The sequence below is a fragment of the Sphingomonas sp. genome (genome assembly GCF_965200135.1).
GTDB lineage: Bacteria > Pseudomonadota > Alphaproteobacteria > Sphingomonadales > Sphingomonadaceae > Sphingomonas.
In genome coordinates, this window is sequence record NZ_CBDATK010000007.1 from 330,056 (window position 1) to 356,296 (window position 26,241).

Here is a 26,241-nt window from a genome sequence, read left to right on the forward strand (position 1 = left end):
CGCGACTGGCTTACCTCGTCGTCGCGCCCCGCATGTTTCCAGCGTGGAAAAGCGCATCCGCACCGGCCGGCGCTCAGGATCAGAGTGGAGAGCAGGTTGAAGTGAGCCAGAAGGTGATGGGAAAAATGCAGATAGCATTGACCCGTCCCTGACGGCTCCGCGCGTCGCAATGGCGACGCGCGATCTCAGCCTGAAGGAATGAACATGTCCAATATCGCCACCATGCCTCGCGCCCGCGAGGCGGGACCGAGTGTCCTGCGCGTGCGTCCGCCGTTCAACGCACGGCCGGTCTGTGCCGCCGGGCGCGAGAGCCGGTCAACAGAAGGACCGTATGCCACGCACTACACCTCGACCGCCTCGTATCTTTACATGAACCGGATCAGCGGAAGCGACCGGTTCGGCGCCGTGCCCGACAGTTACGTCATGCGCGGCGATCTGGTCGCCAGCGGACGGTGCCATCCGCAGAGGCTGCCGCCGCGGCTGCGTTCGGGCGATACGCTGTGGCGCGAAGCCGATGATGCGGCGGCGCTCGAAGGACCGCGCGCTATCTCGGCAACCCACATCGTCGCCGACCTGCCGACCGGCGCCGACCCCGCGCGCTGGACTTGGCTGGTCGAGAAGTATGCGTTCGACCATCTGGTCGACAAGGGCATGATCGTCGATTGGTCTATCCACGCGCCCAAGGGTAGCGGTGACAAGCCGCCGGCTCCGCCACACGTTCACCTGCTCGCCACGGCAAGGTTCTGGCGTCCGACCGGCCGGTTCGGGTCGCGTCAGTGGCAATGGCTCGCCAACGCCGACCAGATTCGCACCGCAGAGGATGACTGGCTCCGCCTGATCGGGCTGCGACCCGCGATCGCCGCCTGACCCAAACCCCAGACTCATCCCAAACGCCCGTCGCTCCCCCGAGCGGCGGGCGTTCGCTTTTCCAGGAACAGCCTATGTCTTTCTATCATCTCAATCCTAGCCGCCGTGGCGAGCGTATGGCACGCCGGATCGAGCAGCTCGACGATTATCGCGTACTGCGCCGTCTGCCGCGGCCCGATGAAATGTGGTGCCGGTCCATGCCCGTCTCGAACAACGAGATCCGACTTGCGATCGTCGACTGCGAAACCACCGGACTCGATCCCAAACGCAACAAGATGATCGAGTTCGCGGTCGGCATGCTGACGATCGACGCCGAGATGGGCGACGTGATCGACGTGACCCCGCCGCAGTCGTGGCTCGAGGATCCGGCCGAGGATCTGCCGATCGAGATCGAGCGGCTGACCCACATCACGTCCGAAATGCTGATTGGGAAATGGTTTCCGGAAGCCGCAATCATGAAAGCTATGGCGGGCATCACAGCTGTGGTTGCGCACAACGCTAAATTCGACCGCGGTTTCGCAACCAAGCGCTTCCCGGCGCTCTCCAGCCCGCCTTGGATTTGTTCGATGGACGAGGTCGACTGGCCGGCTCTGGGCTTTACCGGCGGTCGCGGCATCAACGCTCTATTGACAGAAGCCGGCTTTTTTCTGCCCGACGCGCATCGCGCCGCCGCTGATGTCTGGGCGACGACGTGTCTGCTCGCCTCCACCGCGCCTGATGGCCGCGCGATCGCGGCGCAGATGGTCGAGACGGCGCGGCGACAAAGCGAGCGGCTCTATGCGACCCGTGCCCCGTTCGAATGCAAGGATATGCTGAAGGCCGCCGGCTACCGCTGGTCGCCCGAACGCAGAGCCTGGTGGATAGAGGGCGACCCCGAGCGGATCGCCAACGAGCACAGTTGGTTGAAGGGCCTGGCCGGCTCGATTCGACCACTTACCGAGCGAATCGATTGGTTCGTGCGTCATCGATAATCGCCGCATCAACGGCGATACTCATACCATCGCATCTGTTGGCAAACTGCCGGACCAGGAGCGAGGTACTCGGGATGTGCTTTCTTGCTATCTTCCGAGCACGGACATACCTGCTTAGAATATGCACCCGAGACATTTCGGTTCCTGATTGGCGACCTTTGTCGGGCTTGGTACAATAAGGACTGGTCGCTGCGGGGGATGTCGCGCTTCTATCCCAGAAGCGCGAATGAGATGCGAGGGCCGGTGACTACGTGACACGCTCTCGTTCGAGAACGATCCGCGGGCATCCCGCGCTCCGGGCGGCAATCGCCTGGTTCGGGCCACCCGCTGAGCGTCCTGAAGACCTACGTGGTGTCCCCGCCCGTAACGACCACGCCAATCGCGAGGCGATCCTCGCATTCCTGGCAGATTTGAAAGTGCGTCGGAGCCGGCGCGTTTATCGCCGGCCGGACCCTTTCGACAAATCGCAAGAGAGCGTTCCGCTTTCCGCCGCGCGGTTCCGCCCGTTGATCGGCGATCCTGACATCGATGGTGATGGCGGGGTGTTTGGCTTCGGTCCTTGGGGCACCAGCCTTGAGGGTGTTCGGATCCGCATGAGTGCAACCGGCGTGCTCGAAATGGCGGATCGGTGGGGCGACGACGCGATAGTCGGCAGCCACGCGAATGCACCGTTCGATGATACGGTCTGGGATACCGACGAATGGGACCTGCCCGCGCCCGTCCCGCCGTTGCACATGCCTTCCGGCGCCGTGGAGCGGTTCGCACCCCGCGCCGCGGCCATAGCCGCCGACATTCTAGCCACGCACCCCACCGATCGCGCCGCCGCCGCCGCGGCGATCGCCGCGCACTTGAAGGCCTGTCGCCCTTGGTCCGATCCTCCGCCGGTACTCTGGTTCGCGAGCCCCGACGCCGCCTTGGACGCGTTGTCTGCCGCGAAAACCGGATACGGCAATCTCAAGCGAGACCTCCGCGATCGACCGCTTTTCAATTTTGATCAGGAAACGACCGTAAGGCTGAACGGCAGCCTCGCCGTTTGCGGTCATGCCGTATGGCACAAGGGCTGCGGCACCGCTGTCCAGGATGCGGTGTGGCGGCTGACCGGCGCGTCCTTGGGGTATGATACACAACGCGCTATGCTCGACATGATTGTCGCTCGCGGTGTCCAGCCAGGCTTCGACTACATGGGTCTGATCGCAGACCATGCGCGGCTCGCCTTTTACGAATTCCTGCGGGCCAGTGGCGCGGATCTGTCGGATATCGCCGCGACGTTCTGCGCCATGACCAGTTCCGTCTGGTTGATGTTCCCGACGCGGACCATGATCTACGCGGTCGATCGACCTGTGGCGGCGGTTGCAGATGATGTAGAGCTGCTGCTTCTATTTTCCGACGATAATCGTCTGTCGCTTCCACGTTCAGCCAGAGATTGATGTCAGGCTGCTCACTGCGGTTTGTTTCGCTCGGACTGTTCTAGACTTCCGAGACTAGGGATCTTCCCGCGTCGGTCGCGAGCGTGAGTGCACCGGTGCGTGAGACCGTTCATTCATTCCGCCAAGCGTGGCGGCCATTCGAAGCGTCGGATTGACGGATCCAGCAAGAACTCCTCAACCCGGTCGATTAGTGTCGCCTCTGCCTTTTTACCCAACGCGCATTCCCATATAAGTGCGAAGCGCCAGCCGAGCTTCTCAAGGTTGGCCTCGGTCTTCATGTCGCGCTCGATGTTTTGGCGGAACTTGGTTTCCCAGAACTCGACATTGGTCGAGGGAGTTGTTGTCTTCGCGCAGCCGTGACGATGCCAGAAACATCCATGTACCTGAATGACGGCTCGATGTTTCGGAAACACCAGATCGGGTTTTCCGGGAAGGTCACTGACGTGCAAGCGGAACCTGAACCCCCGCGCATGCAGCGCTGACCTCACGACGAGTTCGGGCCGGGTATTCCGGCCTCGGATGCCTGACATCATCCGCGACCGGGTTTCCGGTGAAACTATGTCGGCCAACAGCATGCTCCAGCGGTTTCGGCCTGGTCAGGGCCGCCGGAAGACATATAGGAATTGATCTGAGGGAGGCCATGTGAGCAGCGCGATTGAGATAATAGATCTGTTTGCCGGCCCCGGCGGACTTGGCGAGGGTTTTGCTGTGGCCGGGCGGGAAACGGCCAGTCCGATGACGATAAGGCTGTCGGTCGAAAAGGATCCGTATGCGATTCGGACGCTTCGGCTACGTGCCTTCCTGCGTAGTTTCGAGGGCGAATTCCCCTCATGCTATTATGACGCGCTCAATGGCGCACGTCCTTTGCCGGATTGGAACAGTCTTCATCCGGCGAACTGGAAGCATGCGTTACGGGAGGCACAGCAACTCGAACTGGGTTCGCCAGGCGTGTTCGAGCAGCTTTCAGTCGAGCTGGACCGCGCGCGGGAGGAGCGCGCCGGGCGCACGATCCTCATCGGAGGTCCACCCTGTCAGGCGTATTCGCTCGCGGGCAGATCCCGCAACGCTGGAAACAGGGGTTATGTCGCGGAGAGCGACAATCGTCATTTCCTCTATCGCGAGTATGTTTCGATACTCGACCGCCTCAGGCCGGCCGTCTTCGTCATGGAGAACGTGAAGGGGATGCTGTCGAGCCGGGTATCAGGCGGGGCAATTGCAGACAGAGTTTTCGATGATCTGCGCATGGCGGGCGACGGCTACGTGTTGCTGCCCCTCACTGCGGAGGGAAACCTCCTCGATCACCGCGACCCGCGCGAGTTCGTCGTGCGTGCCGAGGAGCATGGTGTCCCCCAGTCACGACACAGGGTGATCATCGTCGGGCTGCGGTCCGACCTCGCACACGGCCGCAGCTTCGAGGGACCTTTGCTGGTCAGGTCGCGGCCTTCCGCTGCCAATTCTGTGATCTCGACGATTGGCGGGATGCCGAAACTCCGAAGTGGTCTCAGCCGCAACGATGGCGGCGCGGCATGGAGACAAACCGTGGAAGGGTGGGCAGAACGCCTGTCCGGGGATGCGGCCCTGCCATCCAAACTCCGGTCAGAGTTCCAGGACCTCACCGGCACGCGCCGAGCACGCGCACTGAACCGGGCAACTGGCAAGCAGGCTTCGGCGATCCGCCCCGGACCTTTGGCGCTGTGGCTGGAGGACCCGGGACTGGACGTGCTCCTCGATCACGAGACACGCGGACACATCCCCGAAGACTTGGGACGGTACCTCTTTGCGGCGGGGTTCGGCAAAATCAATGGTCGGTCACCGACCCTTGTCGAGTTTCCGGACTATCTTCAACCACGTCACGCGAATCGCCAGACCGGCGCGTTCGCAGACAGGTTCCGGGTGCAGCTAGCTGCCGCACCATCAACCACCGTCACGAGCCATATCGCGAAGGACGGCCACTATTTCATCCATCCGGACCCGGCGCAGTGCAGGTCGCTGACCGTCAGGGAAGCCGCCCGTCTCCAGACCTTCCCCGACAACTACTTTTTCTGCGGCCCGAGAACCGAACAGTACAAGCAGGTCGGCAATGCCGTTCCGGCGTTCCTCGCCCGCCAGATCGCGCACGTCGTGCACGACTTCATCGATGGCGAGATCTGACGGGTCAGTCGCCCCCGATTTCGGGAATTGCTTCTGAAGGCTCGGGGAATGAAGCAGCTCTGACCGCCTTCCAAGTGTCCGCCCGTTTCGCCACTTCAGAGAATTGCCGGCCCGGCGCGATCTTCTCGAAGGTCGCGTTGACGATCTTTGCCCAGTCCCAGAGGAGACGCGCGAACTCGTCTGAGATGCCCTGCTGCTGCCACACCAGTTCGAAGTCGATCCGACCGGCCAGCGCTTCGGACAGGGCTGCGACCGTGTAGGTCGCGATGTTCACCCAGCCTTGGCGGAAGACTTCCTTGGCGTCCCTTTTCTTGATGGCGCCCTCGATTGCCCTGAAGATGATGACCTTGGCAATCATGGCGCGATACCATTCGGGCGTAAGGGGATTGGGCACGAGCTCAGGGTTCTCGTCGAGCGCTGCCATGAACGCTGCGAAGTTCTTTTCCCCGGCAAGAGCGACTTGCGTCGGCCTGCCCCTCCACGCCTCGTGGAATTTTGCGATATCGTTCTTCGACAGCTTGTGCCGCGTCGGTACCATGCGCTGAAATTCGCGCCGCTTGGCGTCGGTACGCTCGCGCAGCAGTCTGACCTGATAGGCGCCCGCAGCCCGTTCGTAGAACCAGCGGCTCGCACCGTCGGCGCACCAGACCTCCTCCGACAGTTTCTCCAGTTGAACATGGAACGGCCGGTTGGCGGAAAGGTCGGAAGTCTTCACGGCGTTCTGGCTGTTGGCGAACCGGGAAATGTTGGCGATCAGTCTTTCGCGCGCATCGTCATCGTCGCCCTTGAGAATGATGATCTTGGCTGGGACCATCACGTGACTGAGGTCGATCTCCTTGCGGTCTCGCGAGGCAAAGAAGATCGAGGAGGTGGTCTGGCCGCCATTCACGATCTGCAGCCCGCTCATCAGCGAGAACCCGAGCCCGCCATCCTCGCAACGGCTCAACTGTGCGCTGTCGCAGACCATGACGAGGCCGTTGTTGAACGCCATGAAATGCTCGGGCTCCCTGAGGAGGGTGTCGGCGATGCCCTGGTTAACTTTGCTCCGGTAGCCGAGGAACGTGCGGACATTGGCTTCCAGCAGTCGAGGTCCGTAGCGCAGGTAGAGCTCGCGGATGATCTCGCCCGGAATTGCCGTCAGTGCGTATTCATAGTCGGCGTCAGGATCGGGGACATGGATGCATGGCAGCGGTCGCCCGAGCGTCTGATCAAAACTTATCGATACCTCCTCGCGCGGCTTGCCGGAGGTGTGCCGGTAGAGCCGCTCGATATCCATCGCCTCGATCGCGACGATTTTTCCCTGAACTTCCTTTGGGGCAAAGCGCTTCGATTTCGTTAGCCCGTCCGTGACCACGAACACCCGCAGCTGCTGGAGGTTCGCCCACTGTTCTCGGATGAAGAGGACTAGCTCGTAGATTTCGCCGCTCGTCTCGATCCTCGAGCCAAGCCGGCCACTGGCCGCTTCGAAAAGAAACTTGATCCCTTCCTTGGCCGTCGATGCCGCTTCCGAGTCGCGCAGAGTTTCGATCTCGTCGGTGCCGAAGTAGCGCGTGACGAACAGGTCGAGGCAGGTCTCGTCCGCCGACTGCGCATATCCAGTTATTCGCAGCCGGGCATTCCCGATCGTGCCGGTCCAGTGGCATACGGTCGGAGACTCGCAGATGTTGGCATTTGCGATCTGCTCCATCGCAAGCTCTGCGTAGATCAGTTCCTCGGAGGGAAAGCTGCCTTCATCGCTGCTGAGCCTTTCGGCGACAACCGCGTGCAACTCGGCGCGCAGGCTGCGGTGAAATTCCTCGATGCTCATTGAGTGATTCCCAGCGCGGACAGGGCTCCCGGCAGTCCCACATCGGGCTGCGGAACGGAGCTAAGATCGAGGGTGTATGTTGCCGCAGTGACTTGCGCCGGCAAGGCCGCGCGCCTGAGCGCAGGAAATTCCTCGTCGACGGCATAGCACCTGAATTCGCAGACGGCTAACGGACGCGCGTACAACGAGGCATGCTCGTCGTAATATCCGCCCAGAACGAGCAATGCGTCGAATGCCCTCCGCCGGCCCCGACTTTCGGCGAGGTCGCGCATCAGGGCCACTAATGCTGACAGGCTGGTGCCGCTCGGATCGTCCGTAAGGCGAACCGCGCCCACGAACATCGGTTGCCTTTCGGAATCGAGCTGTTCGATGCTGTTGATGCGCGCCTTGAAAGCATCGCTGGTCGAGGTTGTCTTTACTTCGAGGGCACCCGAGCCGAGATGGAAATCCTGCGCCGAATGCATGGGTCCTTTCCATGAATCGAATGACAGGCTGCCGGGCATGACCTCGGTCAGAAGCCGCAAGGTGGCGAGTTCGCCGTAAAGTCCTGCCTGCGCTTCCTGCGAAAGCGGCCTTGAGCCGCGGGACATGAAGGCCTGCCACTCCCTCACACGCTGGAGGAATGCTGCGACGAGGGCCCGGCCGTCCTGTGTCTTCCGATCGTCGAGAAAACGCAACAGATCGACGGCCATGATGGCGAAGATGTCGAACGCGCCTTCCACGCGACGGATAAGCGCGATCACGTCCTTGCCCATGAAGGCGGCGTGCCCCTCGATCATTGCCGCCTCGAAGCCGCGTCCGTCCGGCAACCCTGTCGATTTGCCCAGCCACCCCGACGGAAATGCGACGATCAGCGCCTCCCTGCTGTCGGGGAAGTGTCGGCCCGCTTGGACGGAGACCAGACCGATTGTCGTGAGACTGACCAGCCGCCAGTCTTCGTCCGCCTGCTGTTCGGCAAGGGCTCGCCAAGAGCGGATGAGTCCTTCCTCAGTCCACCCAGACATTCAGGGCCTCCCACATCACGCTGTTCCCCATGTAGGCGGCATTGCTCACCCTTCTCGTCGAGGTGCTGCCTGGGAAGCTGACCGCGAAGGCAACTACCGGACCGGAATCCTTGATCGCGGCGACGCCGCTCACCGCCGGGTTCAGCAGATAGAGGAGAAGCAGGCCGCGTTCGCGTTGCGCGGGCTGCCCCGTGGCCGGATTGCCCTCGCCCAGTGTCTTCCGGATTGCAGGGCCTCTCGGCTCGGCCGGCGGCTCCCGCCCGTCATTCCGTTCAGCGTCCTGCCGCCAGGTTTCGCGGCTGAGCGCGAGCGCCGCTTCCCATTGCGTCCTCGTCAGATCGATCGCCTGGTCGCGTGGCGAGATGAGGGTCTTGATGGAATAGCGATCCTCATGGTCCACGGTCTTCTTGCGGGTGAGCATCGCCATCTCGAGACCGGCGATGAGGTGCTTGTCCTCCGGATTGGGATTGTCCTTCGAAACAAGCGCCACTGTCCATTTCACTAGTTCGCCGTCCTTGTTCATCTCGTCGATGAAGTCGGCAATCAGCGGACTCATGATGCGGAAACTCGCGGGGTGCGTCCGATATTGCCGCAGGAACGCCGTCACCTGATCCGAAGGCACTGCCCGCCACAGATGCCCCGCCCAGCGCTGGCCTTCGGGCACATAATGCTGGTCGCTAAGATCTAGGGCAGGTCCGAGACCGGAGACAAACCGCTCGGTCGTGTTGAAGTTGGCTTCGATCTCCTCAGCCCTGTTGGGAAACACGATCGTCTGGAGCAGGTCACCGGAATAGGTGAACGACACCGGCCGGGCATTTCGCATCTTCGCTCGTGACGTGATCGTCAGCACTGAATGCGACCTGACACGCAGCCCGAAGTCTTTGGGCGTGCCGCCGGCGGCGACCATGTTGTCGAACTCCTGCCTCAGTTCCTCGGCAGCGTCCGCGATGTGACCGAACCACTCGACAAGTTCGGTCGTCGTGTACAGCCTGCAGACGTCAAGATAACCGTCCCGGTAGCCGAACCAACGCCCCATCTGCATGAGTGTGTCGTACATCCGTGCACAGCGCAGGAAGTAGCTCGTGCACAATCCTTCTAGGGTCAGGCCCCGCGCAAGCTTGTCGCCGCCTATCGCGATAACCTTCAGGCCGGTCTGTTCGTTCTCGGCATAATCGAGGGCGTCCTTGGCCGTGCCGTTGATCTCCCTGACCTTGATGTCGGCAATCACGTCGGGAAGCACTTCGCGGATCTGCGCCCAGTCGAAATCCTCCAGTTTCTCGTCCGCAACCAAGTCCGCCCGAATGCGGGCCATTCCCGGTCGGAAGTTCTCCTCATACTCGCGCCGCATTCGTGCTTCCGTATCCGCGAGATCGATGCCGCGCTGGTACCGCCCTTTCAGCTGCCGCACGTATTCGGCGACCTGCGACACCACTTCCGCCTGTACCGACGTGAACCGCGTCACATGGACCAGCATGGACGCATGGCGGCTTCCCTGACCCCTGAGCTTCCTGACGGCGCATGCGTACATGAAGGAGCGGACCGCCTCTTCAAGCGAGTCCGGCAACCTTGCCTCCCCGTCCCATCGCGGCCGGTGGCCGTTCTTGTGGCGTTGCGGCATCCAGGCTGAGTACTCGTTCTCGGCGAGCGGCCTCGTCAGCGGCAGGTCTGCCGAAGTTGAAGAGGCTGAACCGAAGACCCTTCCAGGGCCGATATAATTGGACGGGGCCGCGAGGTTGGTGATGAACGCCGACGGGAAGAGATCGGGACCGTGTTCGTCCGTGGCACCCTTGTCGTGGATGAAGATGTTGGCGAACGGTGTGGCAGTATACCCCACATAGGCCGACCGGGCGAAGTGATTGAGGACGGACCGGATCAGGCGGTTGATCGTGGTGGGCTGGTGCTCAAGATCGGGCTTGCCGAACTCATCGACCACGTCCTCTCCGGTGTCGACCGATCCGTGATCCGACTCGTCGTCGATGACTAGGATCGGCAAGTTGGTCACCAGCTTCCGGCCTGTAACCGGATCGGTATGGTCTGCCACCCGGTTGCGGATCCAGCTGAGAAGCCGTTCGAGAACCGTCTTGTTCTTCTTGATGACGAACAGCCAAGGACGCTGTTCCGGAGTGACGCCAAGCTTTGCTGCTGCCTGTTTCGTGAAGTCGCCGTTCTCCGTGCGGTTGGTCGCGTAGTTGGGTCGTATCGAGTGGTCCGCATCGATGAGACCGACACCGACAGGGGGAAGGTCCTCAACGTTCGCCAGGGTAGCGAAGCCGAGAAAACCCTCGTCGAGCCGGATTTGCGTCTGCGCCCGCAGGTTGTTGTGAAGCCCCGCAAGGACGATGATAATCTTGTATCCCGCGTCTGCCGCCTTGCAGATGAGGCCCGTATAGTTTCCGGTCTTGCCGGACTGGACGTGACCCACGACGAGCCCGCGCCTGTCCCATGTACCGGCGCGTCGCGGATCCTCGAGATGCCCCAGCACCTCGTCGGTCGCCTCGTCCAGCGCATCCAGCGCGACAAGCGGCAGCTTTGCCTCCATGTATTCCGAATAGCGTCGCCAGTAGAGCCAGTCCTTCTTCCGCTCGGCCGTCAGCCAAGGAACGTGGTCGGTATCATCCGAGAGGGTCGCGTTCCGGCCGATCGTGTGGCTGTAGCGGCGGATCAGTTCGTCAACGAGCTGGTCGCGGTCCACGAGCGCGAAGTCCGCTTCCATGATCGCCTCGAGCTTGTTCAGTTCGGAGTCGATCATTTCGGGTGTGACCGCGTCGCCCGTATTGGCCACGGTCCGCCGCAGAAGGTTCTGCGCCATGCTCAGGATGGAGTCGAAGGCGCGCTGGTCTGTCGTCGTCATTTTCTGTTTCCGCCAATTCTCTGTACAATATCGGGGTGCTGATCGAACGGGGGGGTGCGTGACAGTCGCAGCCGCGCTTCATCGGGGCTGAGACCTCTGAACTCGACCAGTGCCTCGAATAGGCTGGTCAGTGTTGTTTCCATCTCGTCGGGTGCCGCTGCAAAACCGCCCCTGGATGCGTTCGTCTGCTCGGCGGTATCGAGCCATATCCTCTGCACCGGCACGGTTTCCGCGATCAGGCTGAGCAGCGAAAGTATGTCCGACCTCAGCGGCCCCGCACGGTCCAAGATCGAGGCGACCAGATCATGCTGTCTCGATATCCGGTAGGAGTTTCCCTTCGCGGAGTGATGAACAGCCCATACGTCCTGGATGCCGCCGCCGGCTTCTCCCCGTCCCGTGACCAGCCTGCCGCGATGCGCAAAGACCCTCTTGGCGACGTCGCGGGTATCCGATGCAAGCCGGATTAGCTGGCTCCGCAGGCGGACCGGCACGCTGGCCGTCGATTTCAGGATGTTGATCTTCCATTCGGCGTCGGCCGTGTTCGGTATGTCGAGACGTATCCTCGCAAGGCGGTGTGCCTCGTCGCGCGTCCAGCGTCGTCCACGTTCGCCCAGTCCGAGCCATCCTCCTGCAAGAAGCAGGCGGCGGTTCCGGTAGATGTAGAACCCTTCCTGTGCCGGCCAGCCGAGCGGACCGGCCGCCGCTTCGTATTCTGCAGGCTTCAGCAAGTCCTTGTGCGGGAGCACATGGCATTGCGCCACAACGCCCGCTGCGTTCTGCAGCCGGTATTCCACGCTTTGCATGGCCTTGCCCGGATGGCCGGTGAGAAACGGATCCCAACTCCGCACGCGCCGACCATTGATCCGTATGTCCAGTCCGTCATCGATCAGACGGTGGAACGTCATCGCCAGATAGCTGTCGACCTGTTCGATCAGGTCGATCAGGTCCTGTGCGGTGAAGCCGTCTGTCACGATGCGGTCTGGGTTCTCCCACAATACGACCGTACCCGTGTCGTCGGTCAGTCCGGCTTCGACCCGCTCCCTTGAACCAGTCCGCGCACCCTCATGAAGCAGCCAGCTTCCCTCCGCTCCACCGAGCTGGTCGAGATCCCAGCGAAGGCAGCACCGTTCATGGCCTGCCTTGCTGCTGGCAACGGTTAGGATTCGCGCCTGCGAGAAACTTGCCGTCTTCAGGCCCATGCCGAACCTGCCGAGATCGCCGGCGCGTCGTTGTGCTCGCGGATCGCGGGCGCCGAGACGCATTGCGGCTTCAAGTTCCGCGTCGGTCATTCCCCGACCGTTGTCCGCGATCCTGACCCAGCTGTCCGGACCGTTCCATTCGAACAGCACGTCCACGCGATCAGCCTCCGCACTGACGGAGTTATCGACCAGATCGGCGATCGCAGTCGCGGTAGTATAGCCGAGCCCACGCAGCGATTCGAGCATCGCGCCGGCCGCCGGCGGAACGTTTCTGGTGGTCCCCATTCAGAGAAGCCTCCGCAAGGCACGTCGTCGGGTCGGGTGTTTCAGTCTCTGAAGTCCCTTGGATTCAATCTGTCGGATTCGTTCGCGTGTGACACCGAAGACTTGGCCGATCTCCTCTAGGGTCATGTCACTCTCGAGATTGATGCCGAACCGCATGCGGAGAATCGCCTCCTCGCGCGCTGGCAGGCTGTTGAGCTCCCGACTGATGACGCGGGCGGCCTGCGATCTCGAAACGATCTCGTCCTGCCCTTCCCAGCGCAATGCGATGGTCCCTTCCACTCGATGAAGCGGAACGAGGGGCGAAAGCGCAGATGCCAGCGACCTGATCGTTGCGACTTCGACGCCGGTAGCTGCCGCAAGCTCCAGCTCTGTTGGGGAGCGTACATGCGAGCGTTCGAACTCCTCCGAGTGTGTCGTGATCTTGGTATTGAGCTGCACGCGATGCACGGGGACACGGATCATGGATCCTTGGTCTGCTCGCCAGCGGCTTATCCGCTGTCTGATCCAGAGCAGTGCGTACAGATAGAAGCGCACCCCGCGTTCGGGGTCGAAGCGTTCCGAAGCCCTGCGGAGGCCGAAATATGCTTCCTGGAACAGCTCTTCCGCATCCTCGTCGGCTTTCGCCATCTTCGCGGTTTCGCGCCGCATGAAGGAAAGGTGCGCAAGGACGAGCTCCTCGGTCGCACGGTCGCAGGTGTCCGTCAGCCTGCGGATGGACCCCTCCGCCGCCTTGCCCAAGCTGGCCGCGAGCCCCGCCAAGCAGTCCTGACGGGTTTCCAAGTCCTCGAGCGCTTGGATCGTATTGCGTCGTGCCCGGCCTCCGCTTTCGACGCCGCCCTCGACGGCATCGCGCAGAGCCTCGATATTGCGCGCGAAGTCGTCGGCATCCCCATCTTGGGCGTCGATATCAATATCCAAGTCGGTGAACTCGTCCGGTGCAAGTTCGCCTGCCAAAATAAGCTCACCACGCCGGACGACCTCGGCCAAGACGCCGGGTGTATCCAGAATTCCGTCGAGCAGGTTCCGACGGGCATTTGCTATCTCGCGAAGGATTCTTTCCTCGGTCGCCCGGTCGATAATAAACGGGCCGTTGCCGGGAACGACGGTATTGCGGCAGCAGGCGGCGACGATCGCCTCGCTCAGCACCGTCACATCGATCAGGTCGAGGGCTGCGTCGGGAAAGGGACGAAAGTCTCTAGCGTCACGGATTACATGGATTCCGGCAGCTGCGAGTACCTTCCGGACATTGGCCTCGAGATCTGTCCGGCTCGGGTTTCCCCGGCATGCGCCCACCAAATCCCGGATTGCCTGCTCATCCACCGTGCCGGTGGCGAGCGCCTCGACCGCCCAGGTCTCCGCCAATTCCTCGGACAGCGCGAACCTTGTATCCCTGAGCTTCCGGGGCCGGCGGGACCGACGAGTGCCGGAGGAATGCGAGAAATCGGCAGCGTCGTCGAGGTCCGCGGGCCGGACGGCCTGGTATTGTGAGGAGCCAGCTGCGCCTGCCTTGGCAAGGCTCGCCGGGAGTTCCCAGTCGTCATTTTCCTCCGGTCCGCCACTGCGCATTCCGGACCGGGGGGATATGGCGGTGAAAATGGCCGACACTGTGCCGATCTGTTGTCGCGTATGATATTCGGCGGGCTCTTCGAGCGCATCGAAATCGAGCAGATCGACACCAGCGTCTGCAAACGGCTGCAGTTCGTTCACTCGGGGTTGCGGCTCGGGGTGGGGCGGGGAGGAGGGAACAGGGGCAGTTGCTTCCGGTTCGGGGCCGCCAAGTAGGCGGGCAAGGCCCAAATGACCAGATTCTGCCGCCATTTCCGCCGGAGTCTGCCGGGCGTCGTTCCGGGCTTCCGGATCGGCGCCGGCTTCATAGAGCGCGTGGCACGCGGTCAGGTGGCCGCCCGCAGCTGCAAGATGAAGCGGAGTATCTCCTTTCGGGTTACGGCAGCCAAGACGCCCATCCGCGATGATCGCGGCAACGACGCGCTCGTCACCTGAGACCAGTCCGCGCTGCTCGGCTGCTTCCAGCAGATCCGGGCGGCTGGGGGCCTGTTTCGGGGGGCTCGCTTCGGGCCGGGCGGGCGTCGCCTCGAGTGAACGCGCGAGCGCAGCATAGCCCGCAGCCTTTGCAAGCTCCGCCGCTGTACGCCCTGAATTGTCGCGCATCGACGGGTCGCACCCCGCAGCGATGTAGATGCGGCAGACGGCTGCCCTGCCGGACATCGCAGCGAGGTGGAGATGCGATCGTCCGGCTGCGTCCACTTCGACAAGATGAGCGGGTTCGCGCGACGCGCGGTAAGCCCGTTCCTCTTCAGTCATCGACGCGGCGCCAAGGGACACGGACGTCACGGCAGTCGATCAACCGGACGGTTACGAAGCGGCGTGTTGCGCAAAAGCCCTTGGTGCGCGCCTCGGTCGGCCGCCAAATTACCCGATGGATTTGGCGCGCAGATGCTGGCGTCTAGCTGCGCCTCCGTAAACATCCTCCTGTCGCTGCCATCCTCCAGCAGGACTTCATACAAAACGCGCCCCCCCCTGATCGCCGATACTTTGATAATTTGGCCAGCACAGGACGGGTCGCTGTGCAGTTGAGCGATCGTCCCCACCGTAAACATCCAGCCCCCTCAAAATCTATTCTCGTAAATTTGCCGCAGCGCGATGCTCCCGTGCACGCCGTGCCTCGTCAAGCCTCGATATTCAGACCAAATAATCAGTTTGGTACTTGGCACGAGCCATAGCTGTAAGCACGATGCGACAAAATCGGACGCAGAGGCGGATGACCGAAAGAATGGCCAAGCTGGACCGGCTGCTCGCCCTTGTCCACGCGCTATCGGAAGCGACCGACGGGCTGACGCTCGACGAAATGGCCGAGCGGCTCGGCGTCAATCGGCGCACCGCCGAACGGATGCGGGACATCATCTCGCATCACTTCGATCTGGATGAGGTCGTCGACGATCGCCGCAAGCGCTTTCTGATCCGCGACAGCCTGCGTCGCGTCTATACGCGACCGACGCCGGCCGAAGTTGCAGCTCTGCAGGCCGAGGTCGATGGCCGCACGCTGGCGGGACAGAATGCCCGCGCCGAGCAGCTGGCCAGCCTGCTCGCCAAGGTGAAGGGTGCGCTCGACGACCGCGAGAAGCGGCGGCTCGATCCTGATCTCGACGCCCTCGCCCGGCTCCAGCGAACGATGGTGGTAGCCGGGCCGATTGCCACTGTTGCGCCGGAAACCGTCGCGACCATCCAGAGAGCCATTCTCTGCGGCCAATGCGTCGAGTTCCACTATGCGACCGATAAACGGCCGGAACCGCGCTGGCGGCGCGTGATCCCCTATGGTCTCGTTCACGGACCGCTGACGTACTTGCTCGGGAAGATGCCGGGGCGCGAAGACCAGCCCGTCTATTTCCGGCTCGACCGGATGTCCGGGGCGATGGTGAGCGATACTATCGGCTGCGCGCCGGACGACTGGGATATCGACGCCTGGCTCGCCGACAGTTTCGCGGTGTGGCGCGACGAGAAACAGGATGTGGTGTTGCTTGTGCCGCGTTCCTCCGCCGACCGCGCGCGGCACTGGCGGTTCCACGGTCAGCAACAGATCGAAGACCTAGGCGACGGCGGCCTTCGCGTCCGGTTCACCACCGGCGGCATGCGTGAGCTCGCCGAGCATCTGTTCACTTGGGGCGGCGAACTCGTGATCGAGGGACCGGACGTCCTCGTCGCGGTGATGCGCGAACGCATCGCGGCGGCGACCATGATGCTGCCAACAGGTGATATGCGACCGATCCTGTCGCAGGACACCGCGAAAGGTGCGTCATGACGATTCGCCCTCCCACCTTCCTGCACGGTGTGCCGGAGCATCTCGTCCGGGCCGCCTTGGCGAACGCCGGCGGCAACGAGATCGAGAGCGGCAAGCTCGACAGCCCGGAGAGCAGCGCGGCGCTGGCGGTCAACGCATTCGGTTGGTTCATTGAACGCGCTGGCGACCTGCCGCATTTTCCCTGCCTCGCCGATCTGGACTGGCCCGCCGTGCGAGTCGATGTCGAGCGGCAGATGCGGTTCCCATGGCGCGGCGGACGACACCCTTGGCTCGATGCAGCGGTTGAGACCGGCGGTCATGTCATCGGCGTCGAGTCCAAGCGGTTTGAGCCGTTCCGCGACGCCAAGACCGTAAGCCTGTCCGATGCCTATGACCGCGACGTGTGGGGCGATCGGATGACGCCGTTCACCGTCATGCGCGACCGACTGCGTGCCGGTGATGGCGGCTATCACCATCTGGATGCCTCCCAGCTGGTCAAGCACGCCCTCGGGCTGGTCACCGAGGGACGGCGGCTCGGCAAGGCGCCGGTCCTACTATATCTCTACGCCGAACCGACCAGTCGTGGCGCCACGCCCATTCCGGCCGCTGCGATCGAGCGCCATCGCGCCGAGATCGCTGACCTCGCTGCCGCAGTGGCGGGTGCCGAAGTCCGCTTCGCCGCCTGTTCGTGGCGCGAGTGGCTGGCCGGCTGGACCGGCGATACCCGCGAGCACGCCGATGCGCTCACCGAGCGCTTTCAACCCTGATCCGGAGATCGCCCTTGTCCCGCACAACCATCTACACCGTCGATGCCGCCGGCACGCTCACCGCGATGCGCCCGTCGGAACCCCGCAGCGAGGATTTCATGCAGAGGCTGGTTGCCGCCCATCCCGAGCTGATCGCCGATCAGGATGGCGCCTTGCTGCTGATCCGCCGCGAGCAGCCGATAGCCGACCGCGAAGACGGCAGTGGGCGCTGGTCGCTCGACCACCTGTTCGTAACCCGCAGCGGCGTGCCGGTGCTGGTCGAACTGAAGCGCGCGGTCGACACGCGGCTGCGGCGCGAGGTGATCGGCCAGATGCTCGACTATGCCGCGAACGGCACCGCCTACTGGCAGGGCGGCCGTATCGCCGAGAGCTTCGCCGCGGCGATGAACGAGCAGGGCCGCGACGCCGATGCCGAGTTGGCGACCTTCCTTGCCGGCACGACCGAGCCGGAGGAGTTCTGGCAGCAGGTGGATGCCAATTTCTCGGCCGGCCGCATCAAGATGGTCTTCGTCGCCGACACCATCCCGCGCGAGCTGGCCCGGATCGTGGAGTTCCTGAACGAACAGATGAAGGCCGATGTGCGGGCGGTCGAGCTGTCCTGGTTCGAGAGCGAGGGCGGCGTCACCGCGCTGACGCCCCGGATCATCGGCGAGACCGAGCGTGCGCAGACCGAGAAGGCAGCGCGTGGAGCGCTGCCGCCGATCGCGCGTGAGGCGTGGATCGAGGAACATCTCGCGAAATTCGGTCCTGCGACGACCTCGGGCGCGGACGCCTATGTAGCGATGATCGAGGAGGCGGGGGGTCGCGCAACCGTGGCGTCAACGCAGGGATCGATCGTGGCGGAGTTCGATGCCCCGGGCGGCTGGCTCTATCCGTTCGCGCTGACGCGCTACAGCAAGGGCGGTGTCCAGCTATGCCTCGGCTATCTGATGAATCGGCCAGCGTTCGCCGACGTCGATGTTCGCCGGCGGCTTTATGATCGCTTCACAGAAATCGTCGGCCCGCTGACCACCAAGACGTTGAACGGGTTCCCCGGCTTTGCCGTCACAAAGCTCAACGATCCGTCAGTTCGTGCCGAAGTGGCCGCATTCCTCAACGAAGTGCGGGCGATGGCTGGAGAAACGCCATGACCGATCGTCCGCGCCGCTTCGGCCTGTCCAAGTCGAAGATCACGATGTTCGAGCAATGTCCCAAGCGATTGTGGCTGTCCGCCCATCGCCCGGAGCTGGCCGAGCAGGACGCGGGCGCTGAGGCTCGCTTCGCCACCGGTCACGAAGTCGGCGCGATTGCCTGCGCTCTGCTGCCGGACGGTGTCACGGTCGAGGCCGAGCCGGACCTAGCGGCCGCGCTCGCCACGACGCAGGCGCTGCTCGACGACGGCCATGACCGGCCGATCTTCGAGGCGACGCTCCAGCATGACGGCGTGCTCGTGCGCATCGACGTGCTGGAACCAGACGGCGCCGGCGGCTGGCACATGGCCGAAGTGAAGAGCTCGACCAAGGCGAAGGACTATCACGTCGGCGATCTCGCCACGCAGCTCTGGGTCGCGCGCAACGCGGGTGTGCCGATTAGCAGCGCGGCGATCCGCCATGTCGACAGCAGCTTCGTCCTCGAACGCGAAGGCGATTTCGACGGCCTGTTCGCCGACGCCGATCTGATAGCGGCAGCCGAGCCGGTCGCCGCGGGCCGGGGAGAAGTCGTTGCCGCAGCGCGGGTGACGCTGGCCGGTGCTGAGCCGGGGACCGCACCCGGCGCCCATTGCGACGCGCCGTTTCCGTGCGAATTCGCCGATCATTGCCACGGGTCGCTGCCGATCGGACCGGAATGGCTGGTGACAGTCCTGCCACACGGCGGCGGCAAACGGTGGGTCGAGCAGGGTATCGTCGATCTGCTGGCCGTCGACCCCGCGGCGCTTACCAGCGCCGTCCACGCCCGGGTCCACCGCGCAACCGTGTCGGGCGAGGTGTATCACGATGTCGAGGGCGCCCGCGCAGCGATGGCCGGCTGGGCGTTCCCGCGCACCTGGCTCGATTTCGAGACGATCGGCTTCGCGGTGCCGCGCTGGATCGGCACGCGGCCGTACAGCCAAGTGCCGTTCCAGTTCTCGGCCCATATCGAGACCGAGGAGGGCGTCATCACGCACCGCGAATTCCTTAGCCTTGATGGAAGTGATCCGCGCCGCGCGTGCGCTGAGGCGCTGGTCGAGATGGTGCCGCCCACGGGCGCGGTCATCGGTTACAACGCCAGCTTCGAAAAGGGACGCATCCTCGACTTGGCCGCCGCGTTCCCGGACCTTGCGGACGCGCTGACCGCGATGGCGGCGCGCGTCGTCGATCTGCTGCCGGTCACCCGCGCCAACTGGTATCATCGCGACCAGCGCGGCAGCTGGTCGCTCAAGTCCGTGCTACCGACGATCGCCGCCGAGATGGACTACGCGGCCCTCGAGGTGAAGGACGGCGGCAGCGCGCAAGAAGCCTATGCTGAGGCGATCGCCAAGGGTTGCTCGGCCGAACGCCGGCTGGCGCTCGACGCTGCGCTACGCGCCTATTGCCAGCGGGATACCGAAGCGATGATCGTGCTGGCGCGGCGGCTGACCTCAGCCTGAATTTGCGGGTCGGCATGGCCGGCTACAATCTGGAGATAACTAATGAAGCCGACGGCAATTCAAATCGATTGGCCCATCTCGCATGACTACGAAGATTTTAACATCCGAGAGCAGCTCGAGGCTGGCGGCGACGAGGGGCCCCTGCTGGTGTTGTCCGCCGAGGCACGCCGACGGCCAGGTCGCGAGCAATTCGTCGCAGTCTACCGCAATGTAGACTGGTATATCGCCAGCCTCGTCGAGCAGGATGGCAATGTGCCGCGCGAGCGATGGGTTGGATTGGTGCGAGGCTCGGATCGCGAGAATGGCGATGCCGCAATCGTCGCGTTACAGCGTCTGGCACATCGGCTTTTGCCGAAAGTCGCTCAACGTCCGAAGCGAATTGGGTCGCGCGACAGGGATCAGCTATCCGTAGCATATGGCGCGCTTACAGACATCGTTGATTGGGATGGCGACTTGGCCATTGAAAATCGAGGCGAAGGATTTGGTGATATATCGCGGATGTATCCAGCCTTGGAACCTGCTATGCGGGTTTGATTGACCGCAAACCTGAACACCGGTTCGGGTAATGCGCACGAGTTCTGCGGCGCGCGCGCTTGTCGATCTGGCAGGTGACCTGTTAGATCAGCACGTCGGTGGGACTGGGCTGCCGCTGTATATTTCGAACAGCTCGCGGAAAAAGCGGTCATAGCCGCGCAGACGCGGATCACGCCTCACCGACGCCCGCAAGGTGACGTGGCGTTCACGAGGCTGGCCGCGACCGACACGCACGAATTCATCGCACCATACCTCGCCGATGACGCACACATCGTCCGCTTGGCGGGCAACATCTGTCTGGGAATAGCACCATAGCTGCGCCCAAACGTTCGGCCACAGGTTGGTCGGCACGAACATCTTAGTGTGCTTGATCTCGACGATCAGCACCTTCGAAAGCGACTGGTTCTGATACATCAGGTCCGGCGAGACCCGCAACGGCATGCCGCCGACCCGCAGGTGATCCACAGTCAGATAGTCCACCGGCTGGCCATCCGGTTGCTCGATTCCGTTGTGGATCAACGCCCAGTTCGAAACGACCTTGCGCAGATAGGCGTTGTCGACGCCCATGTAGATGGCACGCCTGCGATCTAGCACTTCTTGTTCGACTTCCTTGCCGCGCTCACGGTCCTCATCCTTGCCGATCGCGCTGCTGTAGAGCGAGTAAATCCACGACGAGAAGCCCGAGGCAGTCGGCTGTGGATCGACTGGAGGCCGTCGACGCGCGTTGGCAAGGAAGTCGGCCGGAACGATGTTGAAGGCTTCGGCCTCGCGCTTCTTTTGACGATGGAAGCCGATCTCGCCTTCATCATCAGGATCGTCGATATAGGTGACGATCGGATCCTTCACCTCCAGCGAGCTGAACAGCGAGAGCATCCGGCGTTCGTTGGCGTCGTTGATCCACTGCCGGATGCGCCATCGGCTGCGCGACCATGACGTATATTCCGGCACGAAGCTGACGCGCTGCCCGGACGAACCCGCTGTGTTTTCGTCGCGCGCCTCGTCTGCCTGATCGTCTGGCTGTTCCTCATCCCTCGGCGTCGACGATATCGCTGATCAGTGCTCGTGAGAACGGCGCGCGACTGGCGCAGGATACGAATTAACGCACTCCTTGGTTACCTACGGCCTAGGGAGATTGTCCAGTAGTCTGAGTGCCCAGCTTTGTCCCCTGTGGGGCACCATTTACCTGTTCGCAGGCGACCCCCATAAGTCGACAAAGCGGCGTTTTTTTGACAATTTCGCCCTGGTCTGGTCGCGGCATTCGCCGTTGTTCGCCTGTAGCCAGCACAGTTGGGGGCCTTTCCGGGGGCCTTCTCTGGAGGCGGGTATAGCGTTTACCGACACGGCGATACGGGCCGCGAAGCCACGGGATCGGGAATAGAAGCTGGCGGACGGCGGGAGCCTCTACCTGCTGGTTACGCCGGGAAGGGGGCAAGCTGTGGCGGCTCAAATATCGGTCGCACGGTGTCGAACGGAAACGCGCCCTCGGCAAATATCCGGACATTTCGCTCAGCGCCGCGCGAAAGGCGCGCAATGAAGCACGCGTCAAAGCGGTATCTGGCGACGATCCGGCGGCGGCAAAGCGTCGCGAACGGGTAGCGGCGAAGCTCGCGGTCGGCGCCACCTTTGGCGCGTTTGCGCTCGAATACATCGACAAAGCCGAACGGGAAGGCCGCGCGCCTGCCACGATCACAAAGCTGCGCTGGGCGCGCGGTTGGCTCCAACCCGCCATCGGCCATCGGCCCATAGATCAGGTCGAATCGCACGAGCAGTTGGCCGTGCTGAAAAAGCAGGAAACCAGCGGCAATTTGGCGACGGCGCGACGGACGCGCGCCTTCGCCAGCCGGGTATTCCGTTACGCGGTCGCCACGGCGCGGGCCAAGGCGGACCCAGCGGGGCTGCTTTTGGGTGCGGTAGCATCCCCAAAGCCGCGAAATTTATCGGCGATTGTCGAACCTAAGCGGATTGGCGAGCTGCTAAGGGCAATGGTCGCTTACGGCGGCGCGCCAGTGACGCGGCTAGCGCTGGCGCTGTCGCCGCATGTGTTTGTCCAGCCGGGCGAGCTTCGCCAGGCCGAATAGGAAGAATTCGATATCGAGGCGAAGGTCTGGCGCATTCCGGCGGCTCGGATGAAGAAGCGGCGCGAGCACGTCGTGCCGCTGTCGCGACAAACCCTAGCCATTTTGGAGGAGTTGCGCGCGTTGACGGGCGGGGGTCGGCTAGTTTTCCCTGCTATGGGTAAGCGGAACCGCAGCCACGGCCCGAGTTGCTCGACGACCTTCGGCATAACGATCGCGACGGGATGGAGCCTCGCGCGAGCCTAGCGCGCCAGCCGCACGAGCGCTTCGTCCAACGCCTGCAGGAAGCGCGATCGGTCGGTCTTCGCGAACGGCGCCGGCCCGCCGAGCTGATCGCCGCCCGCGCGCAGGTCGGCCATGATCGCCCGTGTCGCGATCGCCGCGCCGATCGACGACGGCGTGAACGGCTTGCCCGTGGGCGAGAGCACCGCCGCGCCCGCCTTCAGACAGCGGTCGGCGAGCAGAATGTCGGCGGTCACCACAACCGCTTCCCGATCCGCGCGCTCGGCGATCCAGTCGTCGGCGGCGTCGAAGCCGTCGCTCACCACCACCCGCTCGACCAGCGGATGCTCGGGCACGCGCATCCGACTGTTGCTGACGATGCTGACCGGCACGTCGCGGCGAAAGGCGACGCGATAGACCTCGTCCTTGACCGGACAGGCATCGGCGTCGACCAGCACGCGCAGGCTCACTACGCGCGCGGCCCGCGGCGTGCTGGCGCGCCACGCGGCGGACCGCCCGGTGCGCGCTGCGGCGGCGGTGCACCCTCCGCCCGCTCGATCCTGACGCCGCTCTCGTCCTCGGCGCCCGCGCGCCCGGTCCGCGCCACAGCGGCGGCGAACTTGGTCGCGACGGCGCGCGGCACCTGGAACCAGGATTCGCTCGGCCCGATGCGGATCGCGCCAATCTCGTTGCGGGTGATGTGCCCGCGCCGGCAAAGCAGCGGCAGCACCCAGCGTGCCTCGGCATTCTGGCGCCGGCCGATATCCATCCGGAACCAGACCGTGTCGTCGAAGCCGGGACGATGGCCATCCGCCTGCGCGCGCCGCGCCTCCGGCGTCGCCTCGATGAGTTCCTCGGGGTTGGGGAGCTTGGCACGATGCGCCTGGACCAGCGCGGCGGCGATCTCCTCGGGGCTGCGTTCAGCCAGCAGGCGCTTCGCCAGCTCGCGATCCTCGTCGTCGACCTCGATCGGGGCCAGCAGCGCCGCCAGCATCCGCTCGCGATCGCGCGCGCGGATATCGTCGGGGGTCGGCACGCCCATCCACTCGGCCGCGATCCGCGCGCCCTTCAGCATCATCTCGACGCGACGCCGGCGCGGGTAAGGGACGATCAGGACTGCCGTCCCCTTGTTGCCCGCGCGACCCGTCCGCCCGGAGCGATGCTGCAACGTCTCCGCATCGCGCGGCAGCTCGACGTGAACGACGAGGCTGAGCGTCGGCAGGTCGATGCCGCGCGCCGCCACGTCGGTCGCGACGCACACCCGCGCCCGCCCGTCACGCAGCGCCTGCAGCGCGCCGTTGCGCTCCGTCTGGCTATGCTCGCCCGACAGCGCCACCGCCGCGAAGCCGCGTTCGATCAGGCTGGCGTGGAGGTGGCGGACATTGTCGCGAGTCGCGCAGAACAGCATCGCCGTTTCCGCCTCGTGGAGCCGCAGCAGGTTGATCGCGGCATGCTCGATCTCCGACGGGGACACCGTCACCGCCTGATACGCGATGTCGCCATGGCCGCGATCCTCGCCCACCGTCGAGATTCGCAGCGCATCGCGCTGATACCGTTTGGCGAGCGCGACGATCGGCTTGGGCATCGTCGCGGAGAACAGCATCGTCCGCCGCTCGCCGGGCGTCGCGTCGAGGATCTGCTCCAGATCCTCGCGAAAGCCCATGTCGAGCATCTCGTCCGCCTCGTCGAGCACGACGACGCGCAACGCCGAGAGGTCGAGCGCGCCGCGCTCCAGATGGTCGCGCAACCGCCCCGGCGTGCCGACAACGATGTGCGTGCCGTGGTTGAGGGAGCGCCGCTCCTTCGACGCATCCATGCCGCCGACGCAGGTGGAAATACGCGCCTGCGCGCCCGCATAGAGCCACGCCAGCTCGCGGCTGACCTGCAACGCCAGTTCGCGGGTCGGGGCAACGACCAGTGCCAGCGGCAGCGCGGGCGGCGGCAGCGCGCCATCGGGCAGCAACTGCGCCGCAAAGCCGAGGCCGAACGCCACCGTCTTGCCCGACCCGGTCTGGGCGGAGACGATCAGGTCGCGCCCGTCCGCGTCGGCCTCCAGCACGGCGGCCTGGACCGGGGTGAGCGTGTCGTAACCGCGCGCGGCGAGCGCCTCGGCCAGAGGCGGCGGGAGTGTCGGCAAAGTCATAAGCCGCCTAAATGGCTTGCCCGGCCGCTCGACACAAGGCGCACGTCACGCCGGCACGGCGACACCCCCGCCCTGTCCCACCCGCTCACGCAGCCGGAACGGCAGCGCGCGCCGGGCGATGATCGATCGCCACGCCCATTCGACCGGCGCGATCCGATAGTTCCTGACCCACCAGTTCGCGCCGATCAGCAACGCGGCATCGACCGCCACCGCCGTCAGCATCAACGCCGCCCAGCCCTGCTTCCCGTACAGCGCTAGGCCCCAGGGCGGATACAGCACCCACAGGCACACCAGCGTGTGCCCGATATAGATCGACAGCGCCGTCTTGCCCGCCGCCTCGAACGGCCGCAGCAGCCGCGCGCCCACGCCCGTCGCGATCAGCAGGTTGACGAGGCCGATATGTCCAAGCGTCGTCGCCAGCCGCGCCACTTCGCCGGTCGGGTAGGCGAGGCTGGGTTGATGAGCATAGTGCGTCATCACATAGGCGGTCCACGCCCGACAGCTCAGCCCGACGGCATAGGCCGCCACGGTCATGCCGGCATAGAAGCGCCGGCTCCGCGCACCCTGGATGATCCCCAGCTTGAACAGCGCGGCGCCGATCAGCATCGTGCCAAGCGCTTCCCAGACGAACAGGACCTCGAGAAACTGTTTCTGGAGCCAGATGAACGGCTCCCACGCCGCCCAGATCCAGGTCCGCACGGTCGCGGTGCCGGCGGTGCGCCATTGGTCCTCGGCCGCCACCTTCGCGGCGGTTTCGGCGCGACCCTTGTCGCGTTCTGCCAGGCGACGGCGACGATCGGCGAGCGTCTTGCGATCGGCGGCGGTGATCGCCTGCCCGGCGCGCTGCTTGCTTTCGACTTGCGCCGCCGCCGCACGACGGTCGATCGACTGGATTGTGAAGAAGCCACCGATGGTGAGCTGCAACATGGCGCCGGCGAGACCGGCGACCAGCAGCCAGCGCGGCCGCCAGCGACGGAACAGCACCGCGAGCAGCGCCGCCAGGCCATAGGTGTGGAGGATGTCGCCCGGCCACAGCAGGATGAAGACATGGACGAGCCCGAACAGGAACAGCACGACGTTGCGGACCTGATAGGCGCGCATCACCTGCCACTTGCTCATGGCGGTGGCGGCGCGATCGGTCAGAATCACCATGCCGACGCCGAACAGCATCTCCAGCATCGCGCGCGCCGTGCCGTCGGCCAGCACCTGACGCAACCACCAGGCGATCTGGTCCGCGCCCGACCATCCCAGGTCCCACGGCTCGCCGGACTGCGACCGGTAGAGCGAGGCGCCCATGTCGTTGATGTTCATGAACAGGATGCCGAGGATCGCGATCCCGCGCAGGATGTCGATCACGGGCAGGCGCGGTGCGCCGTCCGGTTCCTGCGGCGTCGGCACCGCGGTGGTCATGGCGTCGGACATCGGTTCCCCCCGTTCCGGCCAACGCTCCCCGCGTCGGCTTGCAACAACCGTCTTACTCCAGCAACACACGGCCCGCAAGCCCAACGCAAGTGGGGCGCCGCGGCCAACGCCGCGA

General features: G+C 64.2%; 20 protein-coding genes. 10 read left to right on the plus strand and 10 right to left on the minus strand.

The features are described 5' to 3' along the window. The first annotated feature begins 204 nt into the window (after positions 1 to 204). The 3 genes from ACOFKS_RS09750 to ACOFKS_RS09760 all read left to right on the plus strand — a co-directional run bounded on the left by ACOFKS_RS09750 (position 205) and on the right by ACOFKS_RS09760 (position 3,265). On the plus strand, positions 205 to 867 hold the full coding sequence (locus tag ACOFKS_RS09750; protein ID WP_419809048.1) for a MobA/MobL family protein: 663 nt from the start codon (positions 205 to 207) through the stop codon (positions 865 to 867). 74 nt (positions 868 to 941) lie between these two features. Next, a complete protein-coding gene (locus ACOFKS_RS09755) occupies positions 942 to 1,838 on the plus strand; it encodes a 3'-5' exonuclease (protein WP_419809049.1) in 897 nt (298 codons plus the stop codon). A gap of 251 nt (positions 1,839 to 2,089) precedes the next feature. Further along, positions 2,090 to 3,265, plus strand: coding sequence for a hypothetical protein (locus tag ACOFKS_RS09760; RefSeq protein WP_419809050.1), 1,176 nt, complete (start codon positions 2,090 to 2,092; stop codon positions 3,263 to 3,265). Between the two features lie 113 nt (positions 3,266 to 3,378). Here the strand turns inward: ACOFKS_RS09760 and ACOFKS_RS09765 are convergent, their stop codons facing one another. Then, positions 3,379 to 3,840: a very short patch repair endonuclease gene (locus ACOFKS_RS09765; protein ID WP_419809051.1), complete on the minus strand. Its 462-nt coding sequence runs from the start codon at positions 3,838 to 3,840 to the stop codon at positions 3,379 to 3,381. A gap of 67 nt (positions 3,841 to 3,907) precedes the next feature. On the opposite strand from ACOFKS_RS09765, the gene ACOFKS_RS09770 reads away from it, so the two are divergent. Next, a complete protein-coding gene (locus ACOFKS_RS09770; protein WP_419809052.1) occupies positions 3,908 to 5,416 on the plus strand; it encodes a DNA cytosine methyltransferase in 1,509 nt (502 codons plus the stop codon). A 4-nt stretch (positions 5,417 to 5,420) separates the two neighbouring features. Here the strand turns inward: ACOFKS_RS09770 and ACOFKS_RS09775 are convergent, their stop codons facing one another. From ACOFKS_RS09775 to ACOFKS_RS09795, 5 genes are read right to left on the minus strand one after another with little or no spacing between them, the layout of a single operon-like run. Next, the gene (locus ACOFKS_RS09775) at positions 5,421 to 7,223 is read right to left on the minus strand and encodes an AIPR family protein (protein WP_419809053.1); all 1,803 of its coding nucleotides are present in this window, start codon (positions 7,221 to 7,223) and stop codon (positions 5,421 to 5,423) included. Continuing rightward, positions 7,220 to 8,227 carry a PD-(D/E)XK motif protein gene (locus ACOFKS_RS09780; RefSeq protein ID WP_419809054.1) on the minus strand — a complete coding sequence of 336 codons (1,008 nt, stop codon included), beginning with the start codon at positions 8,225 to 8,227 and terminating at the stop codon, positions 7,220 to 7,222. Before ACOFKS_RS09780 ends, ACOFKS_RS09775 begins: the two co-directional genes overlap by 4 nt. Next, positions 8,211 to 11,078 (minus strand): Z1 domain-containing protein, encoded by a 2,868-nt coding sequence (locus ACOFKS_RS09785; protein ID WP_419809055.1) that lies wholly within the window; start codon positions 11,076 to 11,078, stop codon positions 8,211 to 8,213. The genes ACOFKS_RS09780 and ACOFKS_RS09785 overlap by 17 nt, the downstream gene beginning before the upstream one ends. Further along, entirely contained in the window at positions 11,075 to 12,562 is a 1,488-nt protein-coding gene (locus ACOFKS_RS09790) for an ATP-binding protein (protein ID WP_419809056.1), read from the minus strand. The genes ACOFKS_RS09785 and ACOFKS_RS09790 overlap by 4 nt, the downstream gene beginning before the upstream one ends. After that, positions 12,563 to 14,884 carry a sigma-70 family RNA polymerase sigma factor gene (locus tag ACOFKS_RS09795; protein ID WP_419809057.1) on the minus strand — a complete coding sequence of 774 codons (2,322 nt, stop codon included), beginning with the start codon at positions 14,882 to 14,884 and terminating at the stop codon, positions 12,563 to 12,565. It abuts the gene before it with no gap. A gap of 469 nt (positions 14,885 to 15,353) precedes the next feature. On the opposite strand from ACOFKS_RS09795, the gene ACOFKS_RS09800 reads away from it, so the two are divergent. The 5 genes from ACOFKS_RS09800 to ACOFKS_RS09820 are packed head-to-tail and all read left to right on the plus strand — an operon-like array spanning position 15,354 to position 20,264. Continuing rightward, a complete protein-coding gene (locus ACOFKS_RS09800; protein ID WP_419809058.1) occupies positions 15,354 to 16,379 on the plus strand; it encodes a helix-turn-helix transcriptional regulator in 1,026 nt (341 codons plus the stop codon). Next, positions 16,376 to 17,125, plus strand: coding sequence for a PGN_0703 family putative restriction endonuclease (locus tag ACOFKS_RS09805; RefSeq protein ID WP_419809059.1), 750 nt, complete (start codon positions 16,376 to 16,378; stop codon positions 17,123 to 17,125). Before ACOFKS_RS09800 ends, ACOFKS_RS09805 begins: the two co-directional genes overlap by 4 nt. Next, entirely contained in the window at positions 17,056 to 18,255 is a 1,200-nt protein-coding gene (locus ACOFKS_RS09810) for a hypothetical protein (protein WP_419809060.1), read from the plus strand. Before ACOFKS_RS09805 ends, ACOFKS_RS09810 begins: the two co-directional genes overlap by 70 nt. After that, the gene (locus ACOFKS_RS09815; RefSeq protein WP_419809061.1) at positions 18,252 to 19,730 is read left to right on the plus strand and encodes a DUF2779 domain-containing protein; all 1,479 of its coding nucleotides are present in this window, start codon (positions 18,252 to 18,254) and stop codon (positions 19,728 to 19,730) included. The genes ACOFKS_RS09810 and ACOFKS_RS09815 overlap by 4 nt, the downstream gene beginning before the upstream one ends. 42 nt (positions 19,731 to 19,772) lie before the next feature. Next, on the plus strand, positions 19,773 to 20,264 hold the full coding sequence (locus ACOFKS_RS09820; RefSeq protein ID WP_419809062.1) for a hypothetical protein: 492 nt from the start codon (positions 19,773 to 19,775) through the stop codon (positions 20,262 to 20,264). An 87-nt stretch (positions 20,265 to 20,351) separates the two neighbouring features. Here the strand turns inward: ACOFKS_RS09820 and ACOFKS_RS09825 are convergent, their stop codons facing one another. Beyond that, positions 20,352 to 21,212, minus strand: a complete 861-nt coding sequence (locus ACOFKS_RS09825; RefSeq protein ID WP_419809063.1) for a hypothetical protein — start codon at positions 21,210 to 21,212, stop codon at positions 20,352 to 20,354. Between the two features lie 485 nt (positions 21,213 to 21,697). On the opposite strand from ACOFKS_RS09825, the gene ACOFKS_RS09830 reads away from it, so the two are divergent. Next, complete coding sequence (locus ACOFKS_RS09830) at positions 21,698 to 22,342, plus strand: tyrosine-type recombinase/integrase (protein WP_419809285.1); 645 nt, start codon at positions 21,698 to 21,700, stop codon at positions 22,340 to 22,342. A 239-nt stretch (positions 22,343 to 22,581) separates the two neighbouring features. Here ACOFKS_RS09830 and ACOFKS_RS09835 read toward each other — a convergent pair whose 3' ends face one another. Genes ACOFKS_RS09835 through ACOFKS_RS09845 form a run of 3 tightly spaced genes read right to left on the minus strand, consistent with a single transcriptional unit; the run spans position 22,582 to position 26,126 of the window. Further along, positions 22,582 to 23,025 (minus strand): YaiI/YqxD family protein, encoded by a 444-nt coding sequence (locus tag ACOFKS_RS09835; RefSeq protein ID WP_419809286.1) that lies wholly within the window; start codon positions 23,023 to 23,025, stop codon positions 22,582 to 22,584. A 5-nt stretch (positions 23,026 to 23,030) separates the two neighbouring features. Further along, positions 23,031 to 24,704, minus strand: a complete 1,674-nt coding sequence (locus ACOFKS_RS09840; RefSeq protein WP_419809064.1) for a DEAD/DEAH box helicase — start codon at positions 24,702 to 24,704, stop codon at positions 23,031 to 23,033. A 45-nt stretch (positions 24,705 to 24,749) separates the two neighbouring features. Further along, entirely contained in the window at positions 24,750 to 26,126 is a 1,377-nt protein-coding gene (locus ACOFKS_RS09845) for a DUF418 domain-containing protein (RefSeq protein ID WP_419809065.1), read from the minus strand. Positions 26,127 to 26,241 lie beyond the last annotated feature (115 nt).